The following is a 24,292-nucleotide window of genomic DNA, read 5'->3' as shown; positions in this document are numbered from 1 at the left end:
ACACTATGAAAAAAACTTTTTTGCTCACGTTTGGCCTTCTGGCTTTTTTGGGCTTTTCAGCCGCCAGCCAAGCTGAAGAACCGATACAACAATTAAAAATATTTTTAAAAAACACCAAATCGTTGCAAGCCGACTTTAAGCAAGTGCTGGTCAACGAAGCCGGACAAGCCGCACAAACCAGCTATGGCGAGTTTTACCTGCAACGCCCAGGCAAATTCCGTTGGGATTACCACAAACCGTTCCAACAACAAATCATCTCCAATGGCGGCAAAGTTTGGTTCTACGATACCGATCTGGAACAAGTCACCGTCAAAAAACTTGACGAATCCGTGGGTACAACACCTGCGCTATTGCTCAGTGGTGATGTCTCCTTGGAACAAAACTACCACATGGAAAACCAAGGTACTGAAGGCACATTGCAAATTATTAAGCTGGTGCCTAAAAACCAAGACAGCAGCTTCAAATACGTGACAATTGGTTTGGACAAAGGCCAACTTGGCGGCATGGAATTAAGCGATAACTTTGGGCAATTGACACGCATCTATTTTTCCAACAGCAAACTAAACCAACCCATTGCAGCCAGCTTATTCGAGTTTAAAGCGCCCAAAGGCGCGGATGTTTTTTCCGAATAACCCCCCTTCATGTTTGATGATCTGACCAAACCGTTGGCTGACCGTATGCGTCCTAGGGCGCTAGATGATTACATCGGTCAGCCACACATCTTAAAACCCGGCAAACCGCTTTACGAAGCCATCCAATCAGGCCGGCTGCACTCGATGATTTTTTGGGGGCCGCCTGGGACGGGCAAAACCACGTTGGCGCGCTTGATTGCCCAACACTCCGATGCCGACTTTATCCCGCTATCGGCGGTTTTGTCAGGCGTTAAAGAAATCCGCGCAGCGGTTGCCGAAGCACAAAGCAGCCAGCACCTCCAGCGCCGCCGTACCGTGCTGTTTGTCGATGAAGTCCATCGTTTCAACAAAGCCCAACAAGATGCTTTTTTGCCTCATGTTGAAGACGGCACGGTTTATTTTGTGGGTGCAACCACCGAAAACCCATCGTTTGCCCTCAATAACGCCTTGTTGTCGCGCGCCCGCGTCTATGTGCTGAACGCTCTGACCGCCGAAGATTTATTGGCGGTGCTGGACAACGCCTTGAACGACACCGTACGTGGCTTGGGGCAGTTACGCCTGACTATCGCCGAAGACATCAAACTGCAGTTTGCCAAGGCCGCCGATGGCGATGCCCGGCGTTTATTGAATCTATTGGAAATCGCCGCCGAATTGGCAGAAGCTAAGGGCAGCAAAAGCATCGACGAAGCGTGTGCTTTGGAGATTTTATCGGGCGGTGTCAGGCGTTTTGACAACCAAGGCGAAGAGTTTTACAACCAGATTTCCGCTTTGCATAAATCAGTGCGCGGCAGCTCGCCCGATGCCGCCTTATACTGGCTATGCCGGATGGTTGATGCGGGTTGTGATTTGGCCTATTTGGCGCGGCGGATTGTCCGCATGGCCTCGGAAGACATCGGCAACGCCGACCCAAGGGCTTTGCAAATCGCCATCAATGCCTGGGAAGCGCAAGAGCGCCTGGGCAGCCCGGAAGGTGAGCTGACTTTGGCACAAGCTGTGGTTTATCTGGCGTGTGCGCCCAAAAGCAATGCTGTTTATGTGGCCTATAAAGCGGCGCTGAATGCCGCCAAACAAAGCGGCAGCTTGGCAGTACCCGTGCATTTACGCAACGCCCCCACCAAGCTAATGAAGTCTTTAGATTACGGCAAGGAATACCGTTACGCCCACAACGAACCGGAAGCCTATGCAGCGGGGGAAAATTATTTTCCTGATGAATTGGTGGGCAGTTGTTTTTACCAGCCCGTGGACCGTGGTTTGGAAATCAAGATAAAAGAAAAACTGAAGCATTTGCGCGAGCTTGACCAACAAGCGCAATTCAAGTGACCACAAAACCAAGCTTTAGCCTTGTTCTTTGCCCGATTTAAACGGTACAAAACTCACTTTGCCAAAATCTTCAATTTTATAATCGCTTGCCGTGCGGGTAACGCGTTTTAACACTTGGCTGCCACCGCTCACGCCGGTAGGAATCACCATCACACCTCCGACCGCCATTTGCTCCAAAAGCATCTGGGGAATTTCCAGAGGCGCAGCCGACACCAAAATGCCGTCATAAGGTGCGTAATCTGCCCAACCCCAGCCACCATCGCTGTGCATATAGCTGATGTTTTTAATCAGCAAATCGTACATGTGGCTTCTGGCAACCCGCTGCAACGGTAAAATACGCTCTACCGTATAAACTTTGCCGACCAGTTGCGCCAAGACGGCGGTTTGGTAACCGCAACCGGTACCGATTTCCAACACCTTCGTTAACGGGCCATTTTCCAGCAACAGTTCCGTCATTTTGGCAACCGTATAAGGATGGGAGATGGTTTGCCCGTATCCGATGGGTAAGGCATCATCATCATAAGCACGGCTGGCTAATGCTTCGGCAACAAAAATGTGGCGCGGTACCTTACGCATCACATCCAACAACTGGGGGTTACTAATGCCTTGTTCAGCCAATCGTGCCACCATACGCTCGCGGGTACGTGGTGAGGTCATGCCAGAACCTTGCAAAGATGATGTCATTATCAATCTCCTAAGCTAACCATGTTTTTAATGCATTAATCCTTTCATACCACGTCAAATCCAATTGCAATGGCGTTACTGACACATAGCCCGCATTGATGGCATAAAAATCAGTGCCTGGCCCCGCGTCTTGCTCACCGCCTGGCGGCCCCACCCAATAAATGCTACGCCCACGCGGATCGGTACTTTTAATGACTGGCTCGGACTTATGGCGTTGCCCCAAGCGGGTGGCTTGATAGCCTTTTATTTCGGCAAAAGGAACATCGGGTACGTTAACATTCAAAATAGTATCCGATGGAAGCGGTGAACTAATAATACGTTTTAATAGTGTTAAGGCAACCTCGGCGGCGGTATCAAAATGCACCGGATTGTTGCCCGCCAAAGAAATCGCAATGGCAGGCAAGCCTAGAAAGCGCCCTTCGCTGGCAGCGGCAACCGTACCGGAATACAAGACGTCATCACCCAAGTTAGAGCCATGGTTAATGCCGGCAAACACCATATCAGGCTCATGTTCCAACAGACCGGTAATGGCCAAATGTACGCAATCGGTCGGTGTGCCGTCTACTTTTATAAAGCCGTTATCGGCGGTATGGGCGCGTAGCGGCATTTCGAGGGTGAGTGAATTGCTGGCGGCGCTGCGGTTACGGTCTGGCGCAACAACTGACAATTCTGCCTGTCCTTGCAAGGCGTTAGCTAATGCCGCCAATCCTTCTGCCAAATATCCGTCATCATTAGTTAACAAAATGTGCATTATCAATAGCCCTTAGGCAGAATTAGCTATAAAATTTAAAATAGTAGCAATATTAAACGACAAAATCAGCTAGCGTGACAAAAAAAACACTCCTTCCAGAAGATAGCGATTTATTTCGCAGCACCATTGGCAATGTACAAAAAATCAAAGCCGATAAAGTGGCATTGGCACCGGACAACAAGCCCAAACCCTACCCCAAGCCCCGTAACTTAAGTGTTGAAGATGCTTTAACCGACCGCGCCAAAGGTTCGGACATCAATACGGTAGGCATTGAAGACACCTTAAGTTTTACCGCCTTTGATGCCCCCAAAAACTGCTTAAAGCAACTGCAGCAAGGCTATTTTGCTATTGACGCGGAAATTGACCTGCACGGCTTGAATAGTAACGACGCTAAAAAATACTTGCTCAATTTTTTACGCGATTGCGTCATAGACGGTTGCCAATGTGTGCATATCGTCCACGGCAAAGGCTACCGGTCGCAAGACAATTACCCTATCCTAAAAAATAACCTCAATTTATGGCTGCGCCAGCATCAAGATGTTCAAGCATTTTGCTCGGCTGCGCCCAAAGATGGCGGTAGCGGAGCAGTGCTGGTGTTGTTGTATTTGTCGGAAAAATACCAAAAATAGGTGTATTGAGGCTTACCAGCCCTAAACGTTATTCATGGTTCGACAGGCTCACCACGAACAGCTTCAAGAACACTAAACCCCATAGCAATCTATAAAAGATCGGATCAACAGTCGATAATCTCCCTCAACAAAGCGGTTGCATAACAGCCCGCCGGTAGCGAGAAGCTGAGCTGCAATACTGTGTCTTCGATAAATTGCCATTGCAAATCAGCGGCCTTAAGGCGTAAGGCACGGCGGGCTTTGGCAACACCGGCGGCTTCCAAGCCTTCTGCGAGTGCTTGATTGGCGGAAATAATTGTCTGTTCGATTGCCAACGCTTCACCCGCCACATCGGGCGCGCCTTTGCCCCATAATACAGCCGATGGATGGATAATTTGTTCCGCCACGCGCCGAAGGATTTCTTCATCAGGCTGTGTCGATTTAAAGCAAGTTTGCGCCCCGTCAAACATAAACGTATCGCCCGCCAACGCTTGGTTCCACGAGCCATCCAAAACGCGCGAGGCGAGAATATGGTTAAACAAGTAGGAGCGTGCCGCCGACAAATACAAGCTACGCTGCTCACGCCCCGCCTTCATGCCTTGAAACATCGCCAGCGCTTTGCTGACATTTTGGCCTTCGTGCCCAAAGCGTTGCGAACCATAATAATTGGGTATGCCATACGCTTTAATAGCCGCCAGTTGTTGTTCGGTTTTTGCCTTATCACCTTGCCAATCGCGCACCGTAATGACAAAACAATTGCCCGATAGAACACCGCGTTTTAGTTTGCGGGCATGGCGATGGCTTTGTAAGATTTTTATGCTGTCGCTGGCAAATAACGACCAATCGGGATCGGCTTTGCCCGGCAACCACACACTAAACCATTGTGTAGCCACTGCATAACGGTCTTTTAAACCTGCATAACCAATATCACGTTGCCGGACATCGGCGAATCGTGCCAATTGCCTGGCGATAAAATCGGTGTTTTCACCGGTTTTTTGAATTTGTACAAAGGCGTGTTCACCCTCGCCAGACGGAGCAAAAGACAATTGTTCGGTGACAATAAAATCTTCAGCTTGGCTACGGAAATTGCCCGTGGCGGAAGGTGTGCCGTAACAATAAGGCCAGATAGGCAGGTCAATTTTCATTTTTATATTTTTTAATCAATCAGTTGATGATTTTTTGCTACCCATGGAAAAAAGTTTGGCCTTATAAAAAACCATATTCTTTTCCTTAAGAAAAATTTCCGGCTATCATTCACCCGTTTTTCCGATGCCGGAAACCGATTTTTAGACCCACAACCTAACGCGATGATAAAACACACTTTCAGAGGCATTAGCCTTGCCCTATTTTTGTTGTTCAGCCAAACCAGCCTTGCTGATGTGTTCAAGTGCGTAGACAGCAACGGCGTGGTCAGCTACGTTGACCATGTTTGCGAAAAAGGCGCCACCAGTACCTTAGTAGAAAAATCCAGCCAAAAACAAAAAGCCCTTGCCGCCATAAAAGCACCGTTGCCCAAACTGGACATCTCCGGCTTAAGCATCAATACGCAACGCTTGCTGGCTGCGTGCTATTTAATCATGAGCGTGCTGTGTTTCTTTTTTTATTTTCTCGACAAGCAAAATGCGGAAACGGGCGGCTTTCGGACACCGGAAAGCAGTTTGCATTTGCTGGAATTATTGGGCGGCTGGCCTGGCGGTTTATTGGCACAACGGCTATTACGGCATAAAAACCGCAAAACCAGCTACCAAATCGTGTTTTGGTTGATCGCCGGTTTGCATATCGTGTTTTGGATTGATTACCTGATCCTCAACCGCAGCCTATCCGACGCCATCAAAAACTATTTGGCAACCATGACAATCGCCTGAACAGCAATGCCTTCTTTACGGCCTTCAAAGCCCAATTGTTCGGTGGTGGTGGCTTTTACGTTAATACAATCGACATCAACCAACAAATCCTCGGCAATATTGGCACACATGGCGGCTATATGTGGAGCCATTTTCGGGGCTTGGGCAATGATGGTCATATCGGCATTCACCAAGTGATAGCCTTTGGCTTGGACAATGCCATAGACATGACGTAATAAAACGCGGCTGTCCGCCCCTTTAAACTCAGGGTCGGTGTCAGGGAAATGTTTGCCGATGTCGCCCAAGGCCAACGCCCCCAAAAGCGCATCACACAAAGCATGCAACACCACGTCGCCGTCGGAATGGGCGATCAGGCCTTGCCCATAAGGGATGCTGACCCCCCCTAAAATGATATGGTCGCCTTCACCAAAACGGTGTACATCATAGCCTTGCCCTACTCTCATACTGATTGCTCCAAATTTAGTTGCTGCAAATAAAACGCCGCCAAGGCCAAATCTTCAGGCCGGGTGATTTTAATGTTCTCTGGACGGCCTTCGACAATCTTGGGCTGCCAACCTTGCAATTCCAACGCACTGGCTTCATCGGTGACAGCGGGATTGCCTTCGTTGGCTTCCAGTGCCGACTTTAACATGCCATACCGGAACATCTGCGGCGTTAATGCCCGCCAGACATGGCTTCTGTCGAGCGTAGCCACAATACTGCCTTCTTGCACATTTTTTAAGGTGTCGTGTGACGACAATGCCAAAATGCCACCGACAGGATCGTTCGCCAAAGTGTTTATCAACAAATGAATATCCGAAGGCATCAAACAGGGGCGGGCAGCATCGTGCACCAGGACCCAATCGTCGTCAGACGCTTGCGCCTGCAAGGCTTTTAAGGCTGATAACACCGAATCGGCGCGTTCTTTGCCGCCCGGCGCGGTGATAACTTGCTGATGCCGGGCAACCGGCAATTCGGGCCAATAGGGGTCTTCTACAGAAATGGCAACGCTGACGGCGGTAAACACGTCGGCGCGCAACAAATTGTGCAAGGTTTGTTCAATAACGGTTTGGCCTGCCAGCGGCAGATATTGTTTGGGGCAATTAGCGTTCATGCGCTTGCCGACACCGGCAGCCGGTACGACAGCCCAATATTTTGTAGGTTGGCTCATATCGAAAAGGGTTGGGATTGATCGCCGCTGACCTGATGGGGTCAAGGTAGCGGAAGTGCTGGCTATGTTACATGAATAAAGCCCGTGCGGGCAGTATTGACAAAGCCTATTCGGTGTCTCCAGTAAAATTGTAGAGTATTCTACAAACTTGTTATAGACTAAACATTATGAATAATTGGCTATTATTAATTTTGTCTTTACCGACTGAAAACACCACCGTGCGCATGCGTGTTTGGCGTAGTATCAAAACAGCGGGGGCGGCAGTGCTGCGCGACGGCGTTTATATCCTGCCTAACCGACCTGACTGCCTAAACCATTTTCAACAGACGGCAGATGCCGTTAACGCTGCGAATGGCACGGTGTTTTTAATGCCTGCCCGTTTTCCCGACGACGATCTGTGCAGTTTATTCGACCGCAGCCAGGAATACCTAAGCCTACAGTCCGACATCGAAAAGCATCATCAAGCCCTCACCGCCGGCACGCCGCCTGCTGATTTGGTAAAACCTATCCGCAAACTGCAAAAATCGCTGACCCTTTTGCAAACAATTGATTTTTTCCCAAGCACTGCACAAAGCCAAACCATAGCGGCAATGACGGAACTCAACACCACCCTCACCACGTTGCTGTCACCACAAGAACCATCCGCCAGCCAACAACCCATCATCAAGCACCGAGCGGAAGATTTCCAAAACCGCCGCTGGGCAACCCGCCAGCATTTATGGGTGGATAGGCTAGCCAGCGCCTGGCTCATAAAGCGCCACATTGATCCAGCCGCTCAATTTGTCTGGCTAGCTTCGATAGCTGATTGCCCTAGCGATGCCATCGGTTTTGATTTTGATGGCGCGCCGTTCAGCCATGTCGGCGCACGGGTCACCTTTGAAAGCATGCTAGCCAGCTTCGACTTGGAAACGCCTGCTTTGCTGCGCTTGGCAAAGCTGGTGCATTACTTGGATGTGGGCGGCATCAGACCCGCTGAAACCACCGGTATCGAACAAGTTCTGACAGGACTCAAAACCACGTTATCGGATGACGACCAATTTTTAGCGGCGGCAAACTGTGTGTTTGACGGTTTGTACGCCGCCTTTTTGCAAAGCACCCAACCCCATCACGAAAACCTTCTTTAACCACTGGAGAATCGTATGAACAAACCACAAGCCGTTAGCTTTGCCGAAGCGTTTAAGTTTTGGTTAAAAATGGGTTTCATCAGCTTTGGCGGCCCCGCCGGACAAATTGCCATCATGCATCAAGAATTGGTGGAAAGACGCCGCTGGATTTCCGAAAAACGCTTTTTGCATGCCTTGAACTACTGCATGTTGTTGCCAGGGCCGGAAGCGCAGCAGCTGGCAACGTATTTAGGCTGGCTGATGCACAAAACTTGGGGTGGCATTATTGCCGGTTTATTGTTTATCCTACCGTCCTTATTTTTGCTGATCGCCTTAGGCTGGGTCTATGTCAGCTTTGGGCAAGTGCCTGCCGTTGCCAGCGTGTTGTATGGCATCAAGCCCGCCGTCACGGCAATTGTCTTGTTCGCCGCACACCGCATCGGTTCGCGGGCTTTGAAAAACAACATCATGTGGACATTGGCGGCCTTATCCTTTATCGCCGTGTTTGCACTTAAAGCCCCCTTCCCTTTAATTGTACTGATTGCGGCACTGCTCGGTGCAATCGGTGGGCGCATCATGCCCGACAAGTTTATTGTCGGCGGCGGGCACGGGGCAGCCAAACAAAGCTACGGCCCGGCGCTGATCGACGACGATACCCCTGTCCCTGACCACGCCCGTTTTAGCTGGAAAAAGCTGGCTTGGATTGCCGTCATCGGTTTATTGCTCTGGGCAGGCGTATTAGGCTATTTGTGCTGGCAATACGGCTGGACGGGCGCACTAACGCAAATGGGCTGGTTTTTTACTAAAGCTGCACTGCTGACATTCGGCGGCGCTTATGCCGTATTGCCTTACGTCTACCAAGGTGCAGTCGAACACTACCATTGGCTGACCGCCACACAAATGATCGATGGCTTAGCCTTGGGCGAAACCACACCGGGGCCGTTGATTATGATTGTCACCTTTGTCGGTTTCTTAGGCGGCTTCAGCCAATTGCCTTTTGGAGCCGATGCGCCCTTATTGGCGGGCATTGTTGCCGCTGTGGTGGTGACATTTTTTACCTTTCTACCCAGCTTTGTGTTTATTTTGGCGGGCGGGCCGTTGGTGGAATCCACTCACGGCAACTTAAAATTTACCGCACCCTTATCAGCGATTACCGCTGCGGTAGTGGGTGTGATCCTTAATTTGGCGGTCTTTTTTGCTTGGCATGTACTTTGGCCTAAAGGTTTTGAAGGCCCTTTTGAAATCGCTTCGGCACTGATTGGTGTGCTGGCAATGCTAGCGTTGTTCCGCTATAAAATCGGCATCATGAAAGTGATCGGAGGGGCAGCGGTGATGGGCTTGGTGGTGGAAATGCTGGCTAAACCCTTGTTGTTGCAAATGGGTATTTCATTGTAACTCGCGTCAGGAGTGCAAAACTTGTTTGCACTCCACCTTGCCAATCAATTTTTTCAAACGAACAAGATTTATTTTTTAGCAACAATCAGCTTGATAATATCGCCGCTGCCCGCTTCGATGTGAACGCGTTGGAACGCACAAGACTGAACGTTTTTGACCGTATTGCGGTTGATATTGGCGCCAACCAACCAAAGCACCAAAGGATTGGCAAGATTCATCAACCAAGCCAAAATTGGCTGGCTACTGATGACATGTTCCAACAAAATAACCTGACCGCCAGGCTTGCAGACACGGTAAAGCTCTTTCAAGCCTTTCAATGGCTGCGGCACAGAACAAAACACAAAAGAAGCAACCACCGTATCAAAACTATTGTCGGCATAATACAAACCTTGTATGTCCATTTGCTCCAAATGGACGCTGACATTTTTTCTTTGCTGGTTCTTTTGCGCTTGCTTAAGCATGGCGGGACTGAAATCAATAGCTGTGATACGGGCATCGCTGGGGTAAAAAGCAAAATTTTTGCCGGTGCCGACACCCACTTCCAAAATATCCGGACCTTGCACTTTAGACCAAAGTTTTTGCCGCCAAGGCTTAAAGAACAAGCCTTCCATCATGGCTTCCATGCCATCAAAGTAAGGTGCAAGACGGTCGTAACGTTTTCTTATGGTAGTGGTGTCAGTTTTCATCGGCATAGGTTTTATCTGATTATTGCAAATATTTTCTTAAAATTTTGCCCAGCGGGCTGCGCGGTATCTCTGCGATAAACTCTACGCGCTTAGGGATTTTATATTCCGCCAAACTGGCTTTAGCATAGTCGATGATTTCAGTTTCTGTGCAGTCCATCCCCTCCACCAGCACCACAAAAGCTTTCAGCATTTGCCCATAGTCGGCGTGATCGACTCCGACCACCACCGATTCTTGTACTTTAGGGTAGCTGCCGATCACTTCTTCAACTTCTAGTGGGTCTACTTTGTTGCCTGCGACAATAAACAAAAGTTTTTTTCTGCCGGTAATGAACAAATAACCATCGTCATCAAGATGACCTAAATCCCCTGCAAAAAACCAATGGTCGACAAAGCAAGATTGGCTGAGCTCGGCATGGTCATCATAGCGGCTGGTCATGGCTGGACTGCTGATCCAAATCTCGCCTTCGCTACCGGCAGGCTGCACATTGCCCTCATCATCCCTTATGCCAACCTGCACGCCTGCCATTGGCAAACCGACAGACAATGGCTTTATCACCGCTTGTTGATGGTTTAAGGTTATCGCGCCGGTTTCGGTAGAACCGTATAATTGGCTGATAGGCTTGTTAAACTTGGTATAAAAATCGTCCGCAACCGCTTGTGGCAAAGGCGCGCCAGCAGAAATCAACAACCTAAGTGCGCCCAGTTCAGGTGGCTGCTCAAATTTGACGCCAGCCAACACTTTAAACATAAACGGCACAGCAGGATAAATCGTCACGCCATAATTGACCAAAGCCTGAAGTGTGCGGCGGGCGTTAAATTCAGTGGTTAACATCACCAATTGCCCGCCTGACAACAGGGCGGCCAATAAAGCATTCGATAAACCGTGGGCGTGGTAAAGAGGAATCGTACATAAAAAACAATCGCTTGAACTTATCCCAACTGTATTAGTCAAGCTATTGTATTCATTTAAAATTTGTTCTTGTGTGCGGGTGACCCGTTTGGATTTGCCAGTAGACCCCGATGAGAACATATAAAGCGCGGGTAGGGAAATATTTACTGTATCCAGGACAGGCAAGCAATCAAGCGCTTCCGCTTCAAGCAAATCGGTTTCTGTAAACAATAATCCAGTAAAATTGCTGGTCAGATCGAGCTGTTCAACCGTTTTGGATTTGGCAAAAACAACATTAGCGTGGCTAGAAGCTAAAAACAGCTGGATTTCGGCTTCCGTAAAATTCGGATTTAACGCGACAACAATGCCATTGATAGCAAAGGTTGCTAAAGTGGCGGCAATAAACTCAATGCTATTTGGAAATAATATGGCAACCGTTGGTTGCTTATCTGCCTGTTTTTCTAACAGGCAGAGACAAGCTTTTATTTTTTCTTGTATTTGAAGATAGCTATAAGGGACACCGTCACAAACAACGGCGACCTTGTTGGGCGTGAGATCGAAATGTTTTTGCAAATGCCCGTAAATACCAGCAACATTGGAATTCGCTTGTTTGATTTGATTTGCTTGAATACTCATTGATTGTCCGCCATTTTTTATATTAAATTAATAAATAAATTGCCATTAATGTATTAAGATACCGCTTGGCTTTTGTTGGTTTTATTTCGGTTTTAATGACTCTATTTTAGGTATATTAGGGACTGCTTCTTATTTTATCCAACTCTTAAAATGCTGATTGGGTTAAAAATTACCATTTTTTAATTTAACACTCTCTTTTTTTAACAAAAACATGTTACATAAAGCTAGCTGGATTTCATTAATTTAATACACCATTCACAGGACATTATTATGAATACCTCTGCACAATCTGCGACAAGCAACACAAGCAACACAAGCAACACAAGCAACACAAGCAACACAAGCAAAGCTTTATCGTTTGACAGTGTCAGTGTCATTTTTCCTGCCTTTAACGAAGAAAGTAATGTTGCCAATGCGGCTAACATGGCCTTTTCTATTTTTTCGCAATACTTTAAATCGGTTGAAGTCATTATCGTCAACGACGGCAGCGCCGACAAAACAGGTGAAATTATTGAGCAACTAGCCACTGAACTTGAAGGTTTTAGAGCCATCTCGCACCCCCACAACATGGGTTACGGACAAGCCATCAACACCGGTTTTTGTGCCGCCAAGAATGAGCTGCTGTTTTTTACCGACTCTGACCTGCAATTTGATCTTAATGAAGTTTCCAAGCTAGTGGAATGGATAAACGATTACGATTTGGTCATCGGCTATCGCGAAAAAAGAGCCGATCCTTTTTACAGAAAGCTTAACGCTAAATCGTGGAATATCCTTGTTAGTATCGTGTTAGGATTGAAAGTGAAAGACATTGATTGTGCATTTAAACTGTTCCGCCGCCAAGTGATTGATGATATTAAATTGGAATCTAAAGGTGCGATGATTAACACCGAATTACTGGCCAGCGCACAACGTAAAGGCATGACCATTAAAGAAATACCGGTTACCCATTTCCCTAGGCAATATGGCCAGCAAACCGGCGCAAAATTATCGGTGATTGTAAAAGCTTTCAAAGAATTGTTTTTACTTTCCAATAAAATCAATGCGATTGCTAAATAACACTGCTTATTAGATTTGCCATAGATGGCTAAAATTTTAAAAACATTACCGTTTACCGTTTGTGCTTTGTTGTTGGGGGTATTTGCCATTTTTGTCTCGTTGATTGAAGACGGTTACGACATTGAGAAAAAATGGGGATTGACAAGCTTGTTTGGCCTACGCGGCGAAATCGCAGCCCCTAAAGAAGTGGTCATCGTCAGCGTCGATCCCAAATCTTTAAATGCGACCGGGCTTCCAATAGATAAGCAAACTCCCAACATCATTAACCGCATGGCGCATAAAGCATTAATTGCCCAGTTAAATAGCCAGCAGCCCCAGATTATTGCATTTAGCTATTTTTTTAGGATCGATAAAGATCCTAAAATCGATTCCGATTTAGCCGATGCCATTGCCCACAGCGGCAATATCATCCTTAGCAGCCTTTTAGAGAACGCCGACACCATCGATATGGGGTCAGGCAATACGCTGCACATGGAAAGGATCAAGCCGCCAATAGAGGCTTTCGCCAATGCGGCATTAGCTGTTGCGCCGTTTGCCGTCGACAATTCTGACGGAATTAGCCAACAGTTTTGGACTTATAAAGAAAGCGCCGGCGACATGGCCACGCTTCCTACCACCATCTTCCACTGGTATGTGCTAAAAACAGCCTATACCGAAATTACTCATTTACTGTCATCCAACAACTCGGCATTTAAACCGCTATTGCCCAGCAGCTTTGAACAATTTAAAGCCAACAGGCAAGCCATCGAACAACTCCGCAATGTCTTATTAACAGGAGGGCAATCTTTCGAAGACTGGCAACAGTTACTTGCCAGCAGCCATTTTTCCGATGAAAAAAAGCAACTGATTGCCGCATGGTTAGCGTATTTAATGCATAACGATGACTTAGTTTACTTTAACCATTACGGCAGCAATGGCTCGATTACCACGCTACCACTCAGTACGGCACTGACCCTAACCGGCTTAAAACAAAACATGTTTGCCAATAAGATTGTTTTGGTTGGGCAATCAGAAGCCTTTGATACCGGTCAAATTAATGGCTATAAAAACACTTTCTCTAAACTTGGTGAAAACATCAGCGCTGTAGAACTGGCAGCAACCGCCGTTGCCAATTTGCTGACCAATACTTGGATAAAGCCACTGGCAGTGGGTGACCAATGTCTATTATTGTTAAGTTGGGTCGTATTTTTAACACTGCTTTGTTGGTTATTGGCTTACCCGTTGGCAGTCATCGCGCTACTGCTATGCTCTCTGGGGTATTGGGCAATCAGTTGCTACCTGTTCACCAACCAATCCATTTGGATACCTACAATCATCCCCACCTTGCTGCAAGCCCCACTGCTCTTATTCGGCATTTCTTTCAACCGTTTTTGGCAAACCCAAAAAGAGAAGCAAAATATCGAACAGGCCATTCAATATTACCTGCCCGAACACGTGGTCAATCAAATCAGCAACAACAATGCCGCCCAAGATATGCAGGCGTTTGGCGAGCTGATAAACGGCATCTGCCTTGCCACCGATGCCGGTCAGTACACCCGGCTCTCTGAAAGTTTGCCGCCAGACCAACTCAATGTGTTGATGAACAGTTATTACGGCGTCATTTTTCCTGAAGTCACCCATCAAGATGGCATTATTTCCGACATTGTTGGCGACGCCATGATGGCATTATGGCGCTCTGCCCCCAATAGCCATAACAAAGCCAGTGCGTGTCATGCCGCCCTAGCCATCAAACAGGCTGTCGATAACTTTAACGCCAACAACATCCATCAAATCCCCACGCGCTTAGGCTTGCATTATGGCGAGATGCGCTTAGGCAATGTCGGAGCCGTCGAACATTATGAGTATCGGGCGGTGGGTGATACCGTCAACACGGCAAGCCGTATTGAAGGCTTAAACAAACAATTGGGTACGCAAATCCTTATGTCGTCCCAGGTTATTGAGGGTGTGGCAGGATTTGTTAGCCGAGAGCTGGGAATTTTTTACCTGCCAGGCAAAACACTGCCCATTAATATTTATGAATTGATGGGCAACACGGAAGAAAGCTTGGCGCAACAATTGCCACTGATTATTGGATTTTCCAAAGCGTTAGGCTATTTTCAACAACACCATTGGCCTCAAGCGTTGCAATTGTTTTTACTACTGCAAAAACAATTCCCAAATGATGGCCCAACCCAGTTTTATATTAATCTTATCCGGAACGAATCACTGGCAAACGCCGTGATACAAACCAGCCTGCCCGTTGCTGTGGCAGTCAAAAAAAGTTGATCCGCCCCGTTTAGTGTTCGTGTTTGCCGGCCACTTTAAAATTAACGTAAAGGTTTAACAAATAATTCCAAGTACCGGTCACAAAGGCAATCAAAACCCTGGATAACAGGTAATTCCAAGCAAGCACGTTAACCATCAGATACATACCACCCGTAACAATGGCCAAGCCACAACCGGCGATAAGCAAAAAACCGCCATAACCGGCATGTAACGAGCGCAATGTGCCTTTGAAGACATATTTACGGCTAATAAAATAATTGATCGAAACGGCAATCAAAAAAGCGATGCCTGCCGACCAGACAGGATCAGCATTGAATACGCCAGTAAAAAGGTACAACAACAGCAAGTCGAACAAAAATGTTGAGCCGCCCACCATTGCATATTTAAAAAAGCGATGCAGTGACCTTATGTCCAGGTTTTTCAACTTTGTTTGGACATCATTAAAATCCAATTTCATCTTTATTATTCCAATCGAGTCTAACGAAAATTTATGATGGGCAAATCTAGCAGTTCAGTTTAAAAAAGCAATGTTTTGTTTATGTTCGCCGTCAAGCAATCCACAATGATCCTACTCCCAAACCGGTAGTATTTATCGTATTTAGGTTAACCCCAACCAATTCCGACCAACAAATCGTTATTGCCGTCATTTTGGAACACATAAGCGTCCGCACCAACATTAAAAACCACCGTTGCACCTGTCGAAGTAATATTGGTTTGCAGATAAGCCAATACATTCGTCAAGTTACCTGCCCCAATGCCGAGCGCACTGGCATACGTATCAACATCATCAAAAGTGATGAGACCGTTGCTGATTGCGTGACTTTTGATAACGCCCGCATCCGAACCATTCGTGCCTACTGTGTTGGCAGCAACCGTGGTGCTTTGCAAATCCAATTTGTCCACACCGGCGCTGGAGCTGACACTCAAGCCTTTTTGAAAACCGTTAATGACATCAAAGCTGCCGACCAAACTGTTGCCGGTCGCTATTTTTACCGTATCGGTAGCGGCAGTGGTTTCGGCAAGGTTGAGGGTGTCTTTACCCGAACCGGGGTTGTAAATGTCGGTGCCATTGCCGCCGGTCAGCATATCATCGCCCGCGCCGCCCAATAAATTGTTGGTGCCTGAATTGCCGACCAAGACATTATTCAGGCTATTCCCAGTCCCATTATTAGTGGCGGTTCCCAACAATGTTAAATTTTCAATATTGGCACCCAACACATAGCTGATGGCGCTGCTGACCAAGTCAACCTCTGTTGCAAATGTCGATGTTTCAATCACCACGTCGCCGCTATTGTCGACAAAATAACTGTCGTTGCCCAAACCGCCAATCATAACGTCAGCACCGGCGGCACCTTGTAAACTGTTATTTTTGTCGTTGCCGACCAGCGTGTTGTTAAGGGAGTTGCCGGTCGCATCAATGGCTGATGTGCCGATCAGCGTTAAGTTTTCAAGGTTTGCAGTTAAGGCAAAGCTGACCGAACTGAACACCGTATCAATTTCCGTTGCCACCGTGGAGGCTTCAACAATTAAATCGCCGCTGTTGTCGACCAGATAGACATCGCTGCCGATACCACCGACATAAGTATCGGCAATACTGCCACCGCCACCCCAGCTGAACATTTTGCCGTCCGCCCTTAATGCGGCAAAACTGCTGCCAATCGCAAACAACTGGGTGACGTCTACCGTACCGTTAATGTCACCAGCCACGGCACTGCTATTGCCGCCATAGTTGCTATCGCCCCAAGTCACCACCGAGCCATCGGCGCGCAACGCTGCAAATGCCAAACCGTTGGTCACCACTTTTGTCACATTCTGCAACGTTCCGGAACCGCTCAGCTTATCGGCAACCGCGCTACTGTCTCCGCCATGGACGCTATCGCCCCACGTTACCACCGAACCATCCGTAAGCCTGGCAGCAAATGCTGAACGCCCAGCCACCACCTCCACAACATCGACAGCACCACTGCCATTTAGCTTAGTGATGCCACTGGTACTGCCGCCATAAGCGGCATTGCCCCACGCCACCACCGAACCGTCTGTACGGCGGGCAGCGAAGGCTTTTTCTGTGTGGTAGATTTCCACTATATCAATAGCGGCATTTTGGTTGAGCGTAGCATTGACCGCACTGGTGTCGCCGCCAAAATCGGCATTACCCCAAGCGATAACCGAACCATCCGCCCGTAATGCCGCAAAAGCGGAGGATGTTGCGTATATTTTTTGGACGTCTTTGGAACTGGTCGAGCCGTTCAGTTCGCCTGCCACAGCACTGCTATTGCCGCCATTGTTGGCGTCGCCCCACGTGATGACCGAGCCATCGGTCCGTAAAGCGGCAAATGCAAAGGCATTGGCGTAAATACGGGTAACATCCGTCGTGCCGTTGAGTGATGTGGAAACGGCACTGATGCTACCTCCGTAGTTGGCATCGCCCCATGCATAAACAGCCCCGCCTGTTAATACGGAGGCATACGCAAAAGCCGTAGAAACTATTTGCCCTGGGTAAAGCAGATTATTTGCGTCGATAGCGCGGGTATAAAGGGTTGCCATGAAGATGCTCCAAAAAAACGGTAGAAAAGATGATAAAGCCGTGCAAATCAGCCGGACTGTGCAGAGAAAAAAAGCGGAAGGCATAAAAAAAGCCTTGATACGGTGGCATCAAGGCTTTTTTAATTGTTATAGCAAATGTTTAACCGCGTCACGTTCTTGCTTAAGCTCGGTTTCAGAATGCCGCAGTTTTTGCAGACTAAAATCGTTAATATCCAAGCCCTTAACAATAGATACCTCGCCATCAACAACCGTAACGGGGTAGGAATACACCAAGCCTTGCTCCACACCGTAACTGCCATCAGAAGCGACTCCCATACTGACCCAATCACCAGGTTCCGTACCAAAAATCCACGACTTCATTTGATCAATGGCGGCATTGGCAGCTGAAGCGGCACTGGATTGCCCCCGTGCCTGTATGACTTCCGTGCCACGTTGTTGGACCGTCGGTATAAAATCATCCACAAACCAATCCTGACCGACTAACGGCAAAGCCTCTTGGCCTTTGACTTTGGCATGGTGCAAATCAGGGTATTGGGTAGCGGAATGGTTGCCCCAAACCGTCATGTTTTTTATGTCTGTCGTTAATACGCCGCATCTTTCAGCCAGTTGGCTCAGCGCGCGGTTATGGTCTAAACGGGTCATGCATGAAAAATTGTCTGGCGTTAAATCGGGGGCATTGCAAATGGCAATCAAGGCATTGGTATTGGCAGGATTACCCGTCACCAACACTTTGACGTGACGGCTGGCGACTTCGTTAAGTGCTTTGCCTTGCACAGCAAATATTTCGGCATTGACCTGCAACAAATCCTTACGCTCCATACCCGCAGTACGCGGCCTTGCCCCGACCAAGAACGCGTAATCTACATTTTTAAAGGCTGTTTTTGGATTGTCGGTAATTTCTACACGGTGTAACAAAGGATTGGCGCAATCATGCAACTCCATAACAACGCCTTCAAGCGCCTTCAATGCAGGGGTGACTTCCAAAAGATGTAAGACAATCGGCTGTTCTGGGCCAAACAACTGACCAGCCGCCAAACGGAACAACAATGAATAGCTGATTTGGCCAGCTGCGCCAGTAACCGCTATATGTATCGGGGTTTTCATCGGTTTTCCTTGTATTTTTGCCTTGATAATCTTTAATTTGCCATTAGCCTAACGCCGCATTGGGAATGCACATCCTGTCACCTAGCCCAAAAGTGCCGTTTTAAAAACGCGTAATCGTACCATTCCTGACCTGCCAAAACACGCTAATAATGCGTATCCCAAGCATTGTTAATCGGTACGAGTAAAGCTTATTCGGTTATAATGCCGCATGAAACCATTTTTAACTTGCACACCACTTCCTCTTAATCCATGAAGAAACTGCTGTTCCAATTCGACACCGATACCCATCCTTCCGTCTTCGACACGGTCGTTGGCTACGATGGCGGTGCCGACCACGTCATCGGCTACGGTGGCTTAACGCCTGACAACATTACGCCATTGGTCGAAGGCACCATTTTTACCCGCGCACCCAAAGACAAAAAGAACACCGCCATTTTTGTCGGCGGCAGCAATATGCAAGCGGGGCAAGCCTTATTCACCGCCGTACAAAAGCAGTTTTTTCCTGGTTTTCAAGTTTCCGTCATGCTTGACAGCAATGGCAGCAACACAACAGCCGCAGCAGCCGTTGCCAAATTGGCAACCAGCGGCACGTTGCAAGGCAAAAAAGCAGTGGTGCTAGCTGGAACGGGTCCGGTCGGTCAGCGCGCTGCCGTCATGCTGGCATTGGAAGGCGCACAGGTTTCGTTAACGGGTCGGCAAATGGCACGTGCAGCGGAAGCTTGCGCGAATATGCATACCCGTTTTGGCGTGGAGATCACACCCATTGAAGCTTTCAGCAACGCCGACCGCGCAGCCGCCATTGCCGATGCCAATATCGTCATCGCCGCCGGCGCTGCGGGCGTGGAATTGCTGACGGTCGAACAGTGGTGCGACAACCCTCATTTAGAAATGATTGCAGATGCCAACGCCACACCACCGTTAGGCATTGGCGGAACCGATATGATGGATAAAGGTATCGATCGGCACGGCAAAATCATTTGGGGGGCGATTGGTTTTGGTGCATTAAAATTGGCCTTGCACCGCGCCTGCATCGCGCAACTGTTTGATGACAACAAACAAGTTTTTGATGCCGAAAAGATTTTCACCCTCGCCAAAGCGATGGCTTAAGCGGCAATGACCCACGCTTTGCCCCGCACTTCTGCGCTCGCTATTTTCCAAGCCGGTATTGCCGCTGCCGACCCTTATCAGGCAGTCAAGCATTGCTTGTCAGCTTCGGATGACCCTTTGGAAATCGCCCTTGATAACGGCAAAAAACGAGCTGGTCGGTGGTCAAAAATACATATTATCGCCTTTGGCAAAGCTGCCTGCGCCATGGCAAAAGCTGCGCAAGAAACCATTCCGGCACATTTATTGGCGGGTAACAGCTTGGCGATTACCAATTACGAAAATGTTGTCACGCTTGATAATATTGAAGTAATAGGCGCAAGCCACCCTTTGCCGGATGCCAATGGTTTGCAAGCGGCACAACAACTTGCCGAACGCGTCACTGCCGCACAAGCGGGCGAGTTGGTGTTGGTGCTGGTCAGCGGTGGCGGTTCAGCGCTGATCCCCTACCCTGTTGCTGGCATCAGCTTGGCTGATAAAATCGCCACCACCCAACTATTACTGGCATCGGGCGCAACCATCAACCAAATCAACTGCGTCCGCAAACATTTATCACAATTAAAAGGCGGCGGACTGGCAAAACTGGCGGCTCCTGCCGATTGCCATGCGCTGATTTTATCGGATGTATTAGGCGATGACTTAAGCGCCATCGCCAGCGGCCCTACCGTCCCCGACAGCAGCACCTATGCCGAAGCCGTGGCGATCTTGTCGGAAAAAAAACTTTGGGGGCAATTGCCTGGTAGTGTGCAAAAGCATCTACAGCAAGGTGTGGCGGGGCAAATTGCCGAAACCCCCAAATCTAACGACACCATTTTTAATAGCACTAGCCATACCTTAGTGGGTAGCAACGGCATCAGCCTAAAAGCCGCCGCAGAAACAGCCAGCCGCTTAGGTTTTGATTGCCGGATTGTCAGCGACCAGCTCACCGGCATTGCCCGCGAACAGGCCGAATGGCTGGCAAGCACCGCAAAAAACCTAGTTGCTAATGGTTTGGCACGTCCAACCGCCCTGCTTGCCGGCGGCGAAACAACCGTTATCTTAAAAGGTGACGGCTTGGGCGGACGTAATCAGGAAATGGCTTTGGCATTTGCCTTGGCTGCCGAACAACACGGTCTGACCGGCTGGACATTTTTAAGCGGTGGCACTGACGGACGCGACGGCCCTACCGATGCCGCAGGCGGTTTGGTCGATACCGGCAGCTTGGCTCGCATGGTTGCCGCCGGCATCAACCCGCAAACGGCGTTGGCAAACAACGACTCGTACACGGCGCTTAAACACTCACAAGATTTGCTGATGACGGGCGCAACCGGTACTAACGTTGCCGATTTGCAAATCTTATTGCTTCATCCTCATTGTTAAAACTTCTTTAGGAGAACCCCATGTTTACATCCACCATGTTCATTGCTGGCTTTGATGACGATTTGTTCCAAGCCATGGAAGAAGAACGCCAACGTCAGGAAGACCATATCGAACTGATCGCATCAGAAAATTACACCAGCCCACGCGTCATGGAAGCCATGGGCTCACAACTGACCAACAAATACGCCGAAGGCTACCCAGGCAAACGTTATTACGGCGGCTGCGAATTTGTCGATAAAGTCGAGCAGCTCGCCATCGACCGCGCCAAAGCCTTATTTGCTGCCGATTACGCCAACGTGCAAGCGCATTCCGGCTCGCAAGCCAACATGGCGGTGTTCATGGCCTTAATCCAACCCGGCGATACCATTTTGGGTTTAAGTCTTGCCGATGGCGGACATTTGACCCACGGCGCCAAACCGAATTTTTCCGGCAAACTTTACCATGCCATCCAATACGGTTTAAACGCCGAAACTTGCGAGATTGATTACGATCAAGTTGAAGCTTTAGCTTTAGAACACAAACCCAAACTTATCATTGCAGGCTTCTCCGCCTATTCCCGTGTCTGGGATTGGCAACGTTTCCGTGACATTGCCGATAAAGTCGGCGCGTATTTTGTCGTCGATATGGCACACGTCGCCGGATTGATTGCCGCTGGTTTATACCCAAACCCGGTACCGTTTGCGGATGTGGTCACCAGCACCACCCACAAATCCTTGCGCGGGCCACGCGGTGGCTTGATTGTCTGCAAAAGCAATCCTGAAATTGAGAAAAAAATCGACTCCAGCATTTTCCCTGGTATTCAAGGCGGCCCATCGATGCACGTCATCGCCGCGAAAGCCGTGGCTTTTAAAGAAGCGATGGAACCGGAATTTAAAGCCTATCAACAACAAGTGATTAAAAACGCCCAAGCCATGGCGAAAGTGTTTATGGCACGTGGTTATGATGTCGTTTCTGGCGGCACTGACGACCATTTAATGTTGGTATCGTTGATTGCCAAAGGTATTACCGGCAAAGCCGCCGATGCCGCCTTAGGCCGCGCCCATATCACCGTCAATAAAAATGCCGTGCCGAACGACCCGCAATCGCCGTTCGTCACCAGCGGCATCCGTGTCGGCACACCTGCACCGACTACACGCGGCTTTAAAGAAGTGGAAGTCACCGAAATTGCCAATATGATGTGTGATGTGATGGATAATTTGGAAGATGAATCTGTCATCGAAGCGGTTCGGGCCAGGGTTGCCAACCTTTGCGCGCGTTTCCCCGTTTACGGCTAATGCTTGTCCGGAGCCTAAACGGCGTTTAGGCTCCCCTCCACTAAAAACCCACCTCAGAACAATTTGAAATATTTGATTTAAATCAAGAAGTCAACAGGAGTATATTAGTAGACTAGGTCAGTTGACTTTGCCTAACCACCTCCGCCACTACCAGACACTCCGCCATGATTAATCCTATATATCAAATTACCCGCATACTGATTTGTTCCGCCCTGCTAGCGCCAGCAACTGCCTACACGCATAGCCAAGACGACGTATTAATGGATGAACACAGAGAATTGGATGATGTCGTTGTAACCACCCAACAAGAGCAAGCGCTAAAAAAACGATTGGCAACCAACAAAGCAACTTCCACAAACACCCGTACGTTAGCGGCGGTAGTGGCGGGGCAAGAATATCTGCAAGGCAAATGGGAAGGTCCTTATGATTGGCCCATTATCGGCATCCATTTGACGTTACTGAATAACGGTAAAGTCATGGCATTTGACTCCAGCGGAGACGGCCCAACCGCTGCCTTTAACGACCAAACTTATAGCCGTGGTGATTTATGGGATCCGACCACCAACACCCATACACCTGCCACCATCTCGCTTGGCTATAACATTTTTTGCAGCGGTCACGCCAATCTTGCCAACGGACAAGTTTTTTTGGCAGGCGGCAACAAAAACCAGTTGCTTGACGGCTTAAACAAACTCAGCAATTACAACCCCTATTTGAACACCGATTTTGCCCACCAATTTTCAGCCGTTGGCACAATGGTTTACGAACGCTGGTATCCGTCGGTTACCGCCTTGGCTAATGGCGAAATGCTGGTCAGTGGCGGCGGGGTCAAAACGCCGGAAGTCCGCAAAGCCGATGGCTCCATGCGGACCTTGTCCAACATCAACGAAAGTTTTGCGGCAAGTCGCCTATACCATTGGTTAAAACAAGCACCTAACGGCAAAGTGGCTTACGTTGGCCCAAGCCCACAATTACGTTACTTGGAAACCAAAGATAACGGCAAATGGGAAGTTGTCGGCAACCGCGACACACTGAACCGCAATTATGGCAGCCACGCCAGCTATGGCGTTGACAAAATATTGGTCAGTGGCGGCAACATTCCCGCTGTCGCTTCCGCTATCAGCGTTAATTTAAACACGCTATCACCCACGCCGGTGGCAAGTATGAAATACGCGCGCCGCCAACACAATTTGACCGTATTGCCTGACGGCAGCGTTTTAGCCACTGGCGGCTTCTCTGGCAGCAAAACATTATTTGACTACACGACAGCCGTTTATCCGGCAGAATGGTGGAATCCTAGCGCCAACACTTGGACAGAACTGGCACCGATGAGCGTCCACCGTGGCTACCACTCAACGGCGCTATTGCTACCTGATGCCCGCGTCCTGAGTGCCGGTGGCGGCATTTGCGACAGCTGCTTTGATGCGGGCTACCACAACAAAAATGCCGAGATTTTTTCTCCACCTTATCTGTTCAAAAAAGATGGCTCAGGGCAATTGGCTATCCGTCCAGTCATTAGTGCTGTACCTGACAATATTACCCCTAACAAATCTTTTACCATTAGCACCGCTAACGCCAACAGCATCCAAAAAGTGACCTTAATCCGTTTGGGATCCGTCACCCATAGCACGAATATGGAACAAAACTATATTCCGTTAATGTTCAGCAAAAACATCAACAGCTTAAAAGCCACAGCGCCCGCCAATAATTTTATTGCCCCGCCCGGTTATTACATGTTGTTTATCCTTAACACCAGCGGTGTGCCTTCCGTTGCCAAAATCATTAAAGTGAATGGCGGCGATACTGTTACGGTGCCTGCGGCAAACTAGGCAAAAAAAGAGCTTTTTCCGGCAGGGAGCGCCGGAAT

The 24,292-nt window shown here is 48.6% G+C and carries 22 protein-coding genes; 12 read left to right on the top strand and 10 right to left on the bottom strand.

Going from position 1 to position 24,292, the window contains the following annotated elements:
- Window positions 1-5 precede the first annotated feature (5 nt).
- Both lolA and ACYQ1O_RS07810 read left to right on the top strand, forming a co-directional pair.
- A complete protein-coding gene (gene lolA / locus ACYQ1O_RS07815; RefSeq protein ID WP_459991102.1) occupies window positions 6-632 on the top strand; it encodes an outer membrane lipoprotein periplasmic chaperone LolA in 627 nt (208 codons plus the stop codon).
- 9 nt (window positions 633-641) lie between these two features.
- A complete protein-coding gene (locus tag ACYQ1O_RS07810; RefSeq protein ID WP_459991101.1) occupies window positions 642-1,952 on the top strand; it encodes a replication-associated recombination protein A in 1,311 nt (436 codons plus the stop codon).
- A gap of 15 nt (window positions 1,953-1,967) precedes the next feature.
- On the opposite strand, the gene ACYQ1O_RS07805 is transcribed toward ACYQ1O_RS07810, so the two are convergent.
- Together ACYQ1O_RS07805 and surE are read right to left on the bottom strand one after the other, a co-directional pair.
- Window positions 1,968-2,636, bottom strand: a complete 669-nt coding sequence (locus tag ACYQ1O_RS07805; protein WP_459991100.1) for a protein-L-isoaspartate(D-aspartate) O-methyltransferase — start codon at window positions 2,634-2,636, stop codon at window positions 1,968-1,970.
- A gap of 10 nt (window positions 2,637-2,646) precedes the next feature.
- Window positions 2,647-3,387 carry a 5'/3'-nucleotidase SurE gene (gene surE, locus ACYQ1O_RS07800; protein ID WP_459991099.1) on the bottom strand — a complete coding sequence of 247 codons (741 nt, stop codon included), beginning with the start codon at window positions 3,385-3,387 and terminating at the stop codon, window positions 2,647-2,649.
- A gap of 74 nt (window positions 3,388-3,461) precedes the next feature.
- Here surE and ACYQ1O_RS07795 point away from each other — a divergent pair, with 74 nt between their 5' ends.
- Complete coding sequence (locus ACYQ1O_RS07795; protein WP_459991098.1) at window positions 3,462-4,016, top strand: Smr/MutS family protein; 555 nt, start codon at window positions 3,462-3,464, stop codon at window positions 4,014-4,016.
- A gap of 104 nt (window positions 4,017-4,120) precedes the next feature.
- On the opposite strand, the gene truD is transcribed toward ACYQ1O_RS07795, so the two are convergent.
- Entirely contained in the window at window positions 4,121-5,140 is a 1,020-nt protein-coding gene (gene truD / locus ACYQ1O_RS07790) for a tRNA pseudouridine(13) synthase TruD (protein WP_459991097.1), read from the bottom strand.
- A gap of 162 nt (window positions 5,141-5,302) precedes the next feature.
- On the opposite strand from truD, the gene ACYQ1O_RS07785 reads away from it, so the two are divergent.
- Complete coding sequence (locus tag ACYQ1O_RS07785) at window positions 5,303-5,860, top strand: DUF1294 domain-containing protein (protein WP_459991096.1); 558 nt, start codon at window positions 5,303-5,305, stop codon at window positions 5,858-5,860.
- On the opposite strand, the gene ispF is transcribed toward ACYQ1O_RS07785, so the two are convergent.
- Window positions 5,833-6,303 carry a 2-C-methyl-D-erythritol 2,4-cyclodiphosphate synthase gene (gene ispF, locus ACYQ1O_RS07780; RefSeq protein ID WP_459991095.1) on the bottom strand — a complete coding sequence of 157 codons (471 nt, stop codon included), beginning with the start codon at window positions 6,301-6,303 and terminating at the stop codon, window positions 5,833-5,835. The two genes, ACYQ1O_RS07785 and ispF, sit on opposite strands and share 28 nt — an antisense overlap.
- Window positions 6,300-7,010: a 2-C-methyl-D-erythritol 4-phosphate cytidylyltransferase gene (gene ispD, locus ACYQ1O_RS07775; protein ID WP_459991094.1), complete on the bottom strand. Its 711-nt coding sequence runs from the start codon at window positions 7,008-7,010 to the stop codon at window positions 6,300-6,302. Before ispD ends, ispF begins: the two co-directional genes overlap by 4 nt.
- Window positions 7,011-7,177: 167 nt before the next feature.
- Here ispD and ACYQ1O_RS07770 point away from each other — a divergent pair, with 167 nt between their 5' ends.
- Together ACYQ1O_RS07770 and chrA are read left to right on the top strand one after the other, a co-directional pair.
- Entirely contained in the window at window positions 7,178-8,134 is a 957-nt protein-coding gene (locus ACYQ1O_RS07770) for a chromate resistance protein ChrB domain-containing protein (protein WP_459991093.1), read from the top strand.
- A 15-nt stretch (window positions 8,135-8,149) separates the two neighbouring features.
- Window positions 8,150-9,508, top strand: a complete 1,359-nt coding sequence (gene chrA / locus ACYQ1O_RS07765) for a chromate efflux transporter (protein WP_459991092.1) — start codon at window positions 8,150-8,152, stop codon at window positions 9,506-9,508.
- 68 nt (window positions 9,509-9,576) lie between these two features.
- On the opposite strand, the gene ACYQ1O_RS07760 is transcribed toward chrA, so the two are convergent.
- Together ACYQ1O_RS07760 and ACYQ1O_RS07755 are read right to left on the bottom strand one after the other, a co-directional pair.
- Entirely contained in the window at window positions 9,577-10,194 is a 618-nt protein-coding gene (locus ACYQ1O_RS07760; protein ID WP_459991447.1) for a class I SAM-dependent methyltransferase, read from the bottom strand.
- A gap of 19 nt (window positions 10,195-10,213) precedes the next feature.
- Window positions 10,214-11,719, bottom strand: a complete 1,506-nt coding sequence (locus ACYQ1O_RS07755) for a class I adenylate-forming enzyme family protein (RefSeq protein WP_459991091.1) — start codon at window positions 11,717-11,719, stop codon at window positions 10,214-10,216.
- Window positions 11,720-11,989: 270 nt separating this feature from the next.
- Here ACYQ1O_RS07755 and ACYQ1O_RS07750 point away from each other — a divergent pair, with 270 nt between their 5' ends.
- Together ACYQ1O_RS07750 and ACYQ1O_RS07745 are read left to right on the top strand one after the other, a co-directional pair.
- Window positions 11,990-12,775: a glycosyltransferase family 2 protein gene (locus ACYQ1O_RS07750; protein WP_459991090.1), complete on the top strand. Its 786-nt coding sequence runs from the start codon at window positions 11,990-11,992 to the stop codon at window positions 12,773-12,775.
- Between the two features lie 24 nt (window positions 12,776-12,799).
- On the top strand, window positions 12,800-15,040 hold the full coding sequence (locus tag ACYQ1O_RS07745) for a CHASE2 domain-containing protein (protein WP_459991089.1): 2,241 nt from the start codon (window positions 12,800-12,802) through the stop codon (window positions 15,038-15,040).
- A gap of 10 nt (window positions 15,041-15,050) precedes the next feature.
- Here ACYQ1O_RS07745 and ACYQ1O_RS07740 read toward each other — a convergent pair whose 3' ends face one another.
- From ACYQ1O_RS07740 to ACYQ1O_RS07730, 3 genes are all read right to left on the bottom strand, one after another.
- Window positions 15,051-15,497 carry a GtrA family protein gene (locus tag ACYQ1O_RS07740; RefSeq protein ID WP_459991088.1) on the bottom strand — a complete coding sequence of 149 codons (447 nt, stop codon included), beginning with the start codon at window positions 15,495-15,497 and terminating at the stop codon, window positions 15,051-15,053.
- A gap of 146 nt (window positions 15,498-15,643) precedes the next feature.
- Window positions 15,644-17,584, bottom strand: coding sequence for a hypothetical protein (locus ACYQ1O_RS07735; protein ID WP_459991087.1), 1,941 nt, complete (start codon window positions 17,582-17,584; stop codon window positions 15,644-15,646).
- A 126-nt stretch (window positions 17,585-17,710) separates the two neighbouring features.
- On the bottom strand, window positions 17,711-18,688 hold the full coding sequence (locus tag ACYQ1O_RS07730) for a malate dehydrogenase (RefSeq protein WP_459991086.1): 978 nt from the start codon (window positions 18,686-18,688) through the stop codon (window positions 17,711-17,713).
- Between the two features lie 249 nt (window positions 18,689-18,937).
- Between ACYQ1O_RS07730 and ACYQ1O_RS07725 the strand changes: the two genes are divergently transcribed.
- From ACYQ1O_RS07725 to ACYQ1O_RS07710, 4 genes are all read left to right on the top strand, one after another.
- The gene (locus ACYQ1O_RS07725) at window positions 18,938-19,795 is read left to right on the top strand and encodes an NADP-dependent methylenetetrahydromethanopterin/methylenetetrahydrofolate dehydrogenase (protein WP_459991085.1); all 858 of its coding nucleotides are present in this window, start codon (window positions 18,938-18,940) and stop codon (window positions 19,793-19,795) included.
- 6 nt (window positions 19,796-19,801) lie between these two features.
- Window positions 19,802-21,151, top strand: coding sequence for a glycerate kinase type-2 family protein (locus ACYQ1O_RS07720; RefSeq protein WP_459991084.1), 1,350 nt, complete (start codon window positions 19,802-19,804; stop codon window positions 21,149-21,151).
- A gap of 20 nt (window positions 21,152-21,171) precedes the next feature.
- Window positions 21,172-22,425 (top strand): serine hydroxymethyltransferase, encoded by a 1,254-nt coding sequence (gene glyA, locus ACYQ1O_RS07715; protein ID WP_459991083.1) that lies wholly within the window; start codon window positions 21,172-21,174, stop codon window positions 22,423-22,425.
- Window positions 22,426-22,589: 164 nt separating this feature from the next.
- Window positions 22,590-24,254: a galactose oxidase early set domain-containing protein gene (locus tag ACYQ1O_RS07710; RefSeq protein WP_459991082.1), complete on the top strand. Its 1,665-nt coding sequence runs from the start codon at window positions 22,590-22,592 to the stop codon at window positions 24,252-24,254.
- Window positions 24,255-24,292 lie beyond the last annotated feature (38 nt).

The sequence above is a fragment of the Methylosoma difficile genome (assembly GCF_054657615.1).
The sequence above is the reverse complement of the archived record's forward strand: the minus strand, read 5'-3'. Positions and strand labels throughout refer to the sequence as shown.

Coding starts and splice junctions, on each gene's coding strand:
- ACYQ1O_RS07805 (WP_459991100.1), bottom strand. CDS start 2,636: ATGACATCATCTTTGCAAGGTTCTGGCATGACCTCACCACGTACCCGC.
- ACYQ1O_RS07710 (WP_459991082.1), top strand. CDS start 22,590: ATGATTAATCCTATATATCAAATTACCCGCATACTGATTTGTTCCGCC.
- ACYQ1O_RS07740 (WP_459991088.1), bottom strand. CDS start 15,497: ATGAAATTGGATTTTAATGATGTCCAAACAAAGTTGAAAAACCTGGAC.
- ispF (WP_459991095.1), bottom strand. CDS start 6,303: ATGAGAGTAGGGCAAGGCTATGATGTACACCGTTTTGGTGAAGGCGAC.
- ACYQ1O_RS07810 (WP_459991101.1), top strand. CDS start 642: ATGTTTGATGATCTGACCAAACCGTTGGCTGACCGTATGCGTCCTAGG.
- ACYQ1O_RS07785 (WP_459991096.1), top strand. CDS start 5,303: ATGATAAAACACACTTTCAGAGGCATTAGCCTTGCCCTATTTTTGTTG.
- ACYQ1O_RS07720 (WP_459991084.1), top strand. CDS start 19,802: ATGACCCACGCTTTGCCCCGCACTTCTGCGCTCGCTATTTTCCAAGCC.
- lolA (WP_459991102.1), top strand. CDS start 6: ATGAAAAAAACTTTTTTGCTCACGTTTGGCCTTCTGGCTTTTTTGGGC.
- ACYQ1O_RS07770 (WP_459991093.1), top strand. CDS start 7,178: ATGAATAATTGGCTATTATTAATTTTGTCTTTACCGACTGAAAACACC.
- chrA (WP_459991092.1), top strand. CDS start 8,150: ATGAACAAACCACAAGCCGTTAGCTTTGCCGAAGCGTTTAAGTTTTGG.
- ACYQ1O_RS07730 (WP_459991086.1), bottom strand. CDS start 18,688: ATGAAAACCCCGATACATATAGCGGTTACTGGCGCAGCTGGCCAAATC.
- truD (WP_459991097.1), bottom strand. CDS start 5,140: ATGAAAATTGACCTGCCTATCTGGCCTTATTGTTACGGCACACCTTCC.
- ACYQ1O_RS07750 (WP_459991090.1), top strand. CDS start 11,990: ATGAATACCTCTGCACAATCTGCGACAAGCAACACAAGCAACACAAGC.
- ACYQ1O_RS07760 (WP_459991447.1), bottom strand. CDS start 10,194: ATGAAAACTGACACCACTACCATAAGAAAACGTTACGACCGTCTTGCA.
- ACYQ1O_RS07755 (WP_459991091.1), bottom strand. CDS start 11,719: ATGAGTATTCAAGCAAATCAAATCAAACAAGCGAATTCCAATGTTGCT.
- ACYQ1O_RS07745 (WP_459991089.1), top strand. CDS start 12,800: ATGGCTAAAATTTTAAAAACATTACCGTTTACCGTTTGTGCTTTGTTG.
- ACYQ1O_RS07725 (WP_459991085.1), top strand. CDS start 18,938: ATGAAGAAACTGCTGTTCCAATTCGACACCGATACCCATCCTTCCGTC.
- surE (WP_459991099.1), bottom strand. CDS start 3,387: ATGCACATTTTGTTAACTAATGATGACGGATATTTGGCAGAAGGATTG.
- ACYQ1O_RS07735 (WP_459991087.1), bottom strand. CDS start 17,584: ATGGCAACCCTTTATACCCGCGCTATCGACGCAAATAATCTGCTTTAC.
- glyA (WP_459991083.1), top strand. CDS start 21,172: ATGTTTACATCCACCATGTTCATTGCTGGCTTTGATGACGATTTGTTC.
- ispD (WP_459991094.1), bottom strand. CDS start 7,010: ATGAGCCAACCTACAAAATATTGGGCTGTCGTACCGGCTGCCGGTGTC.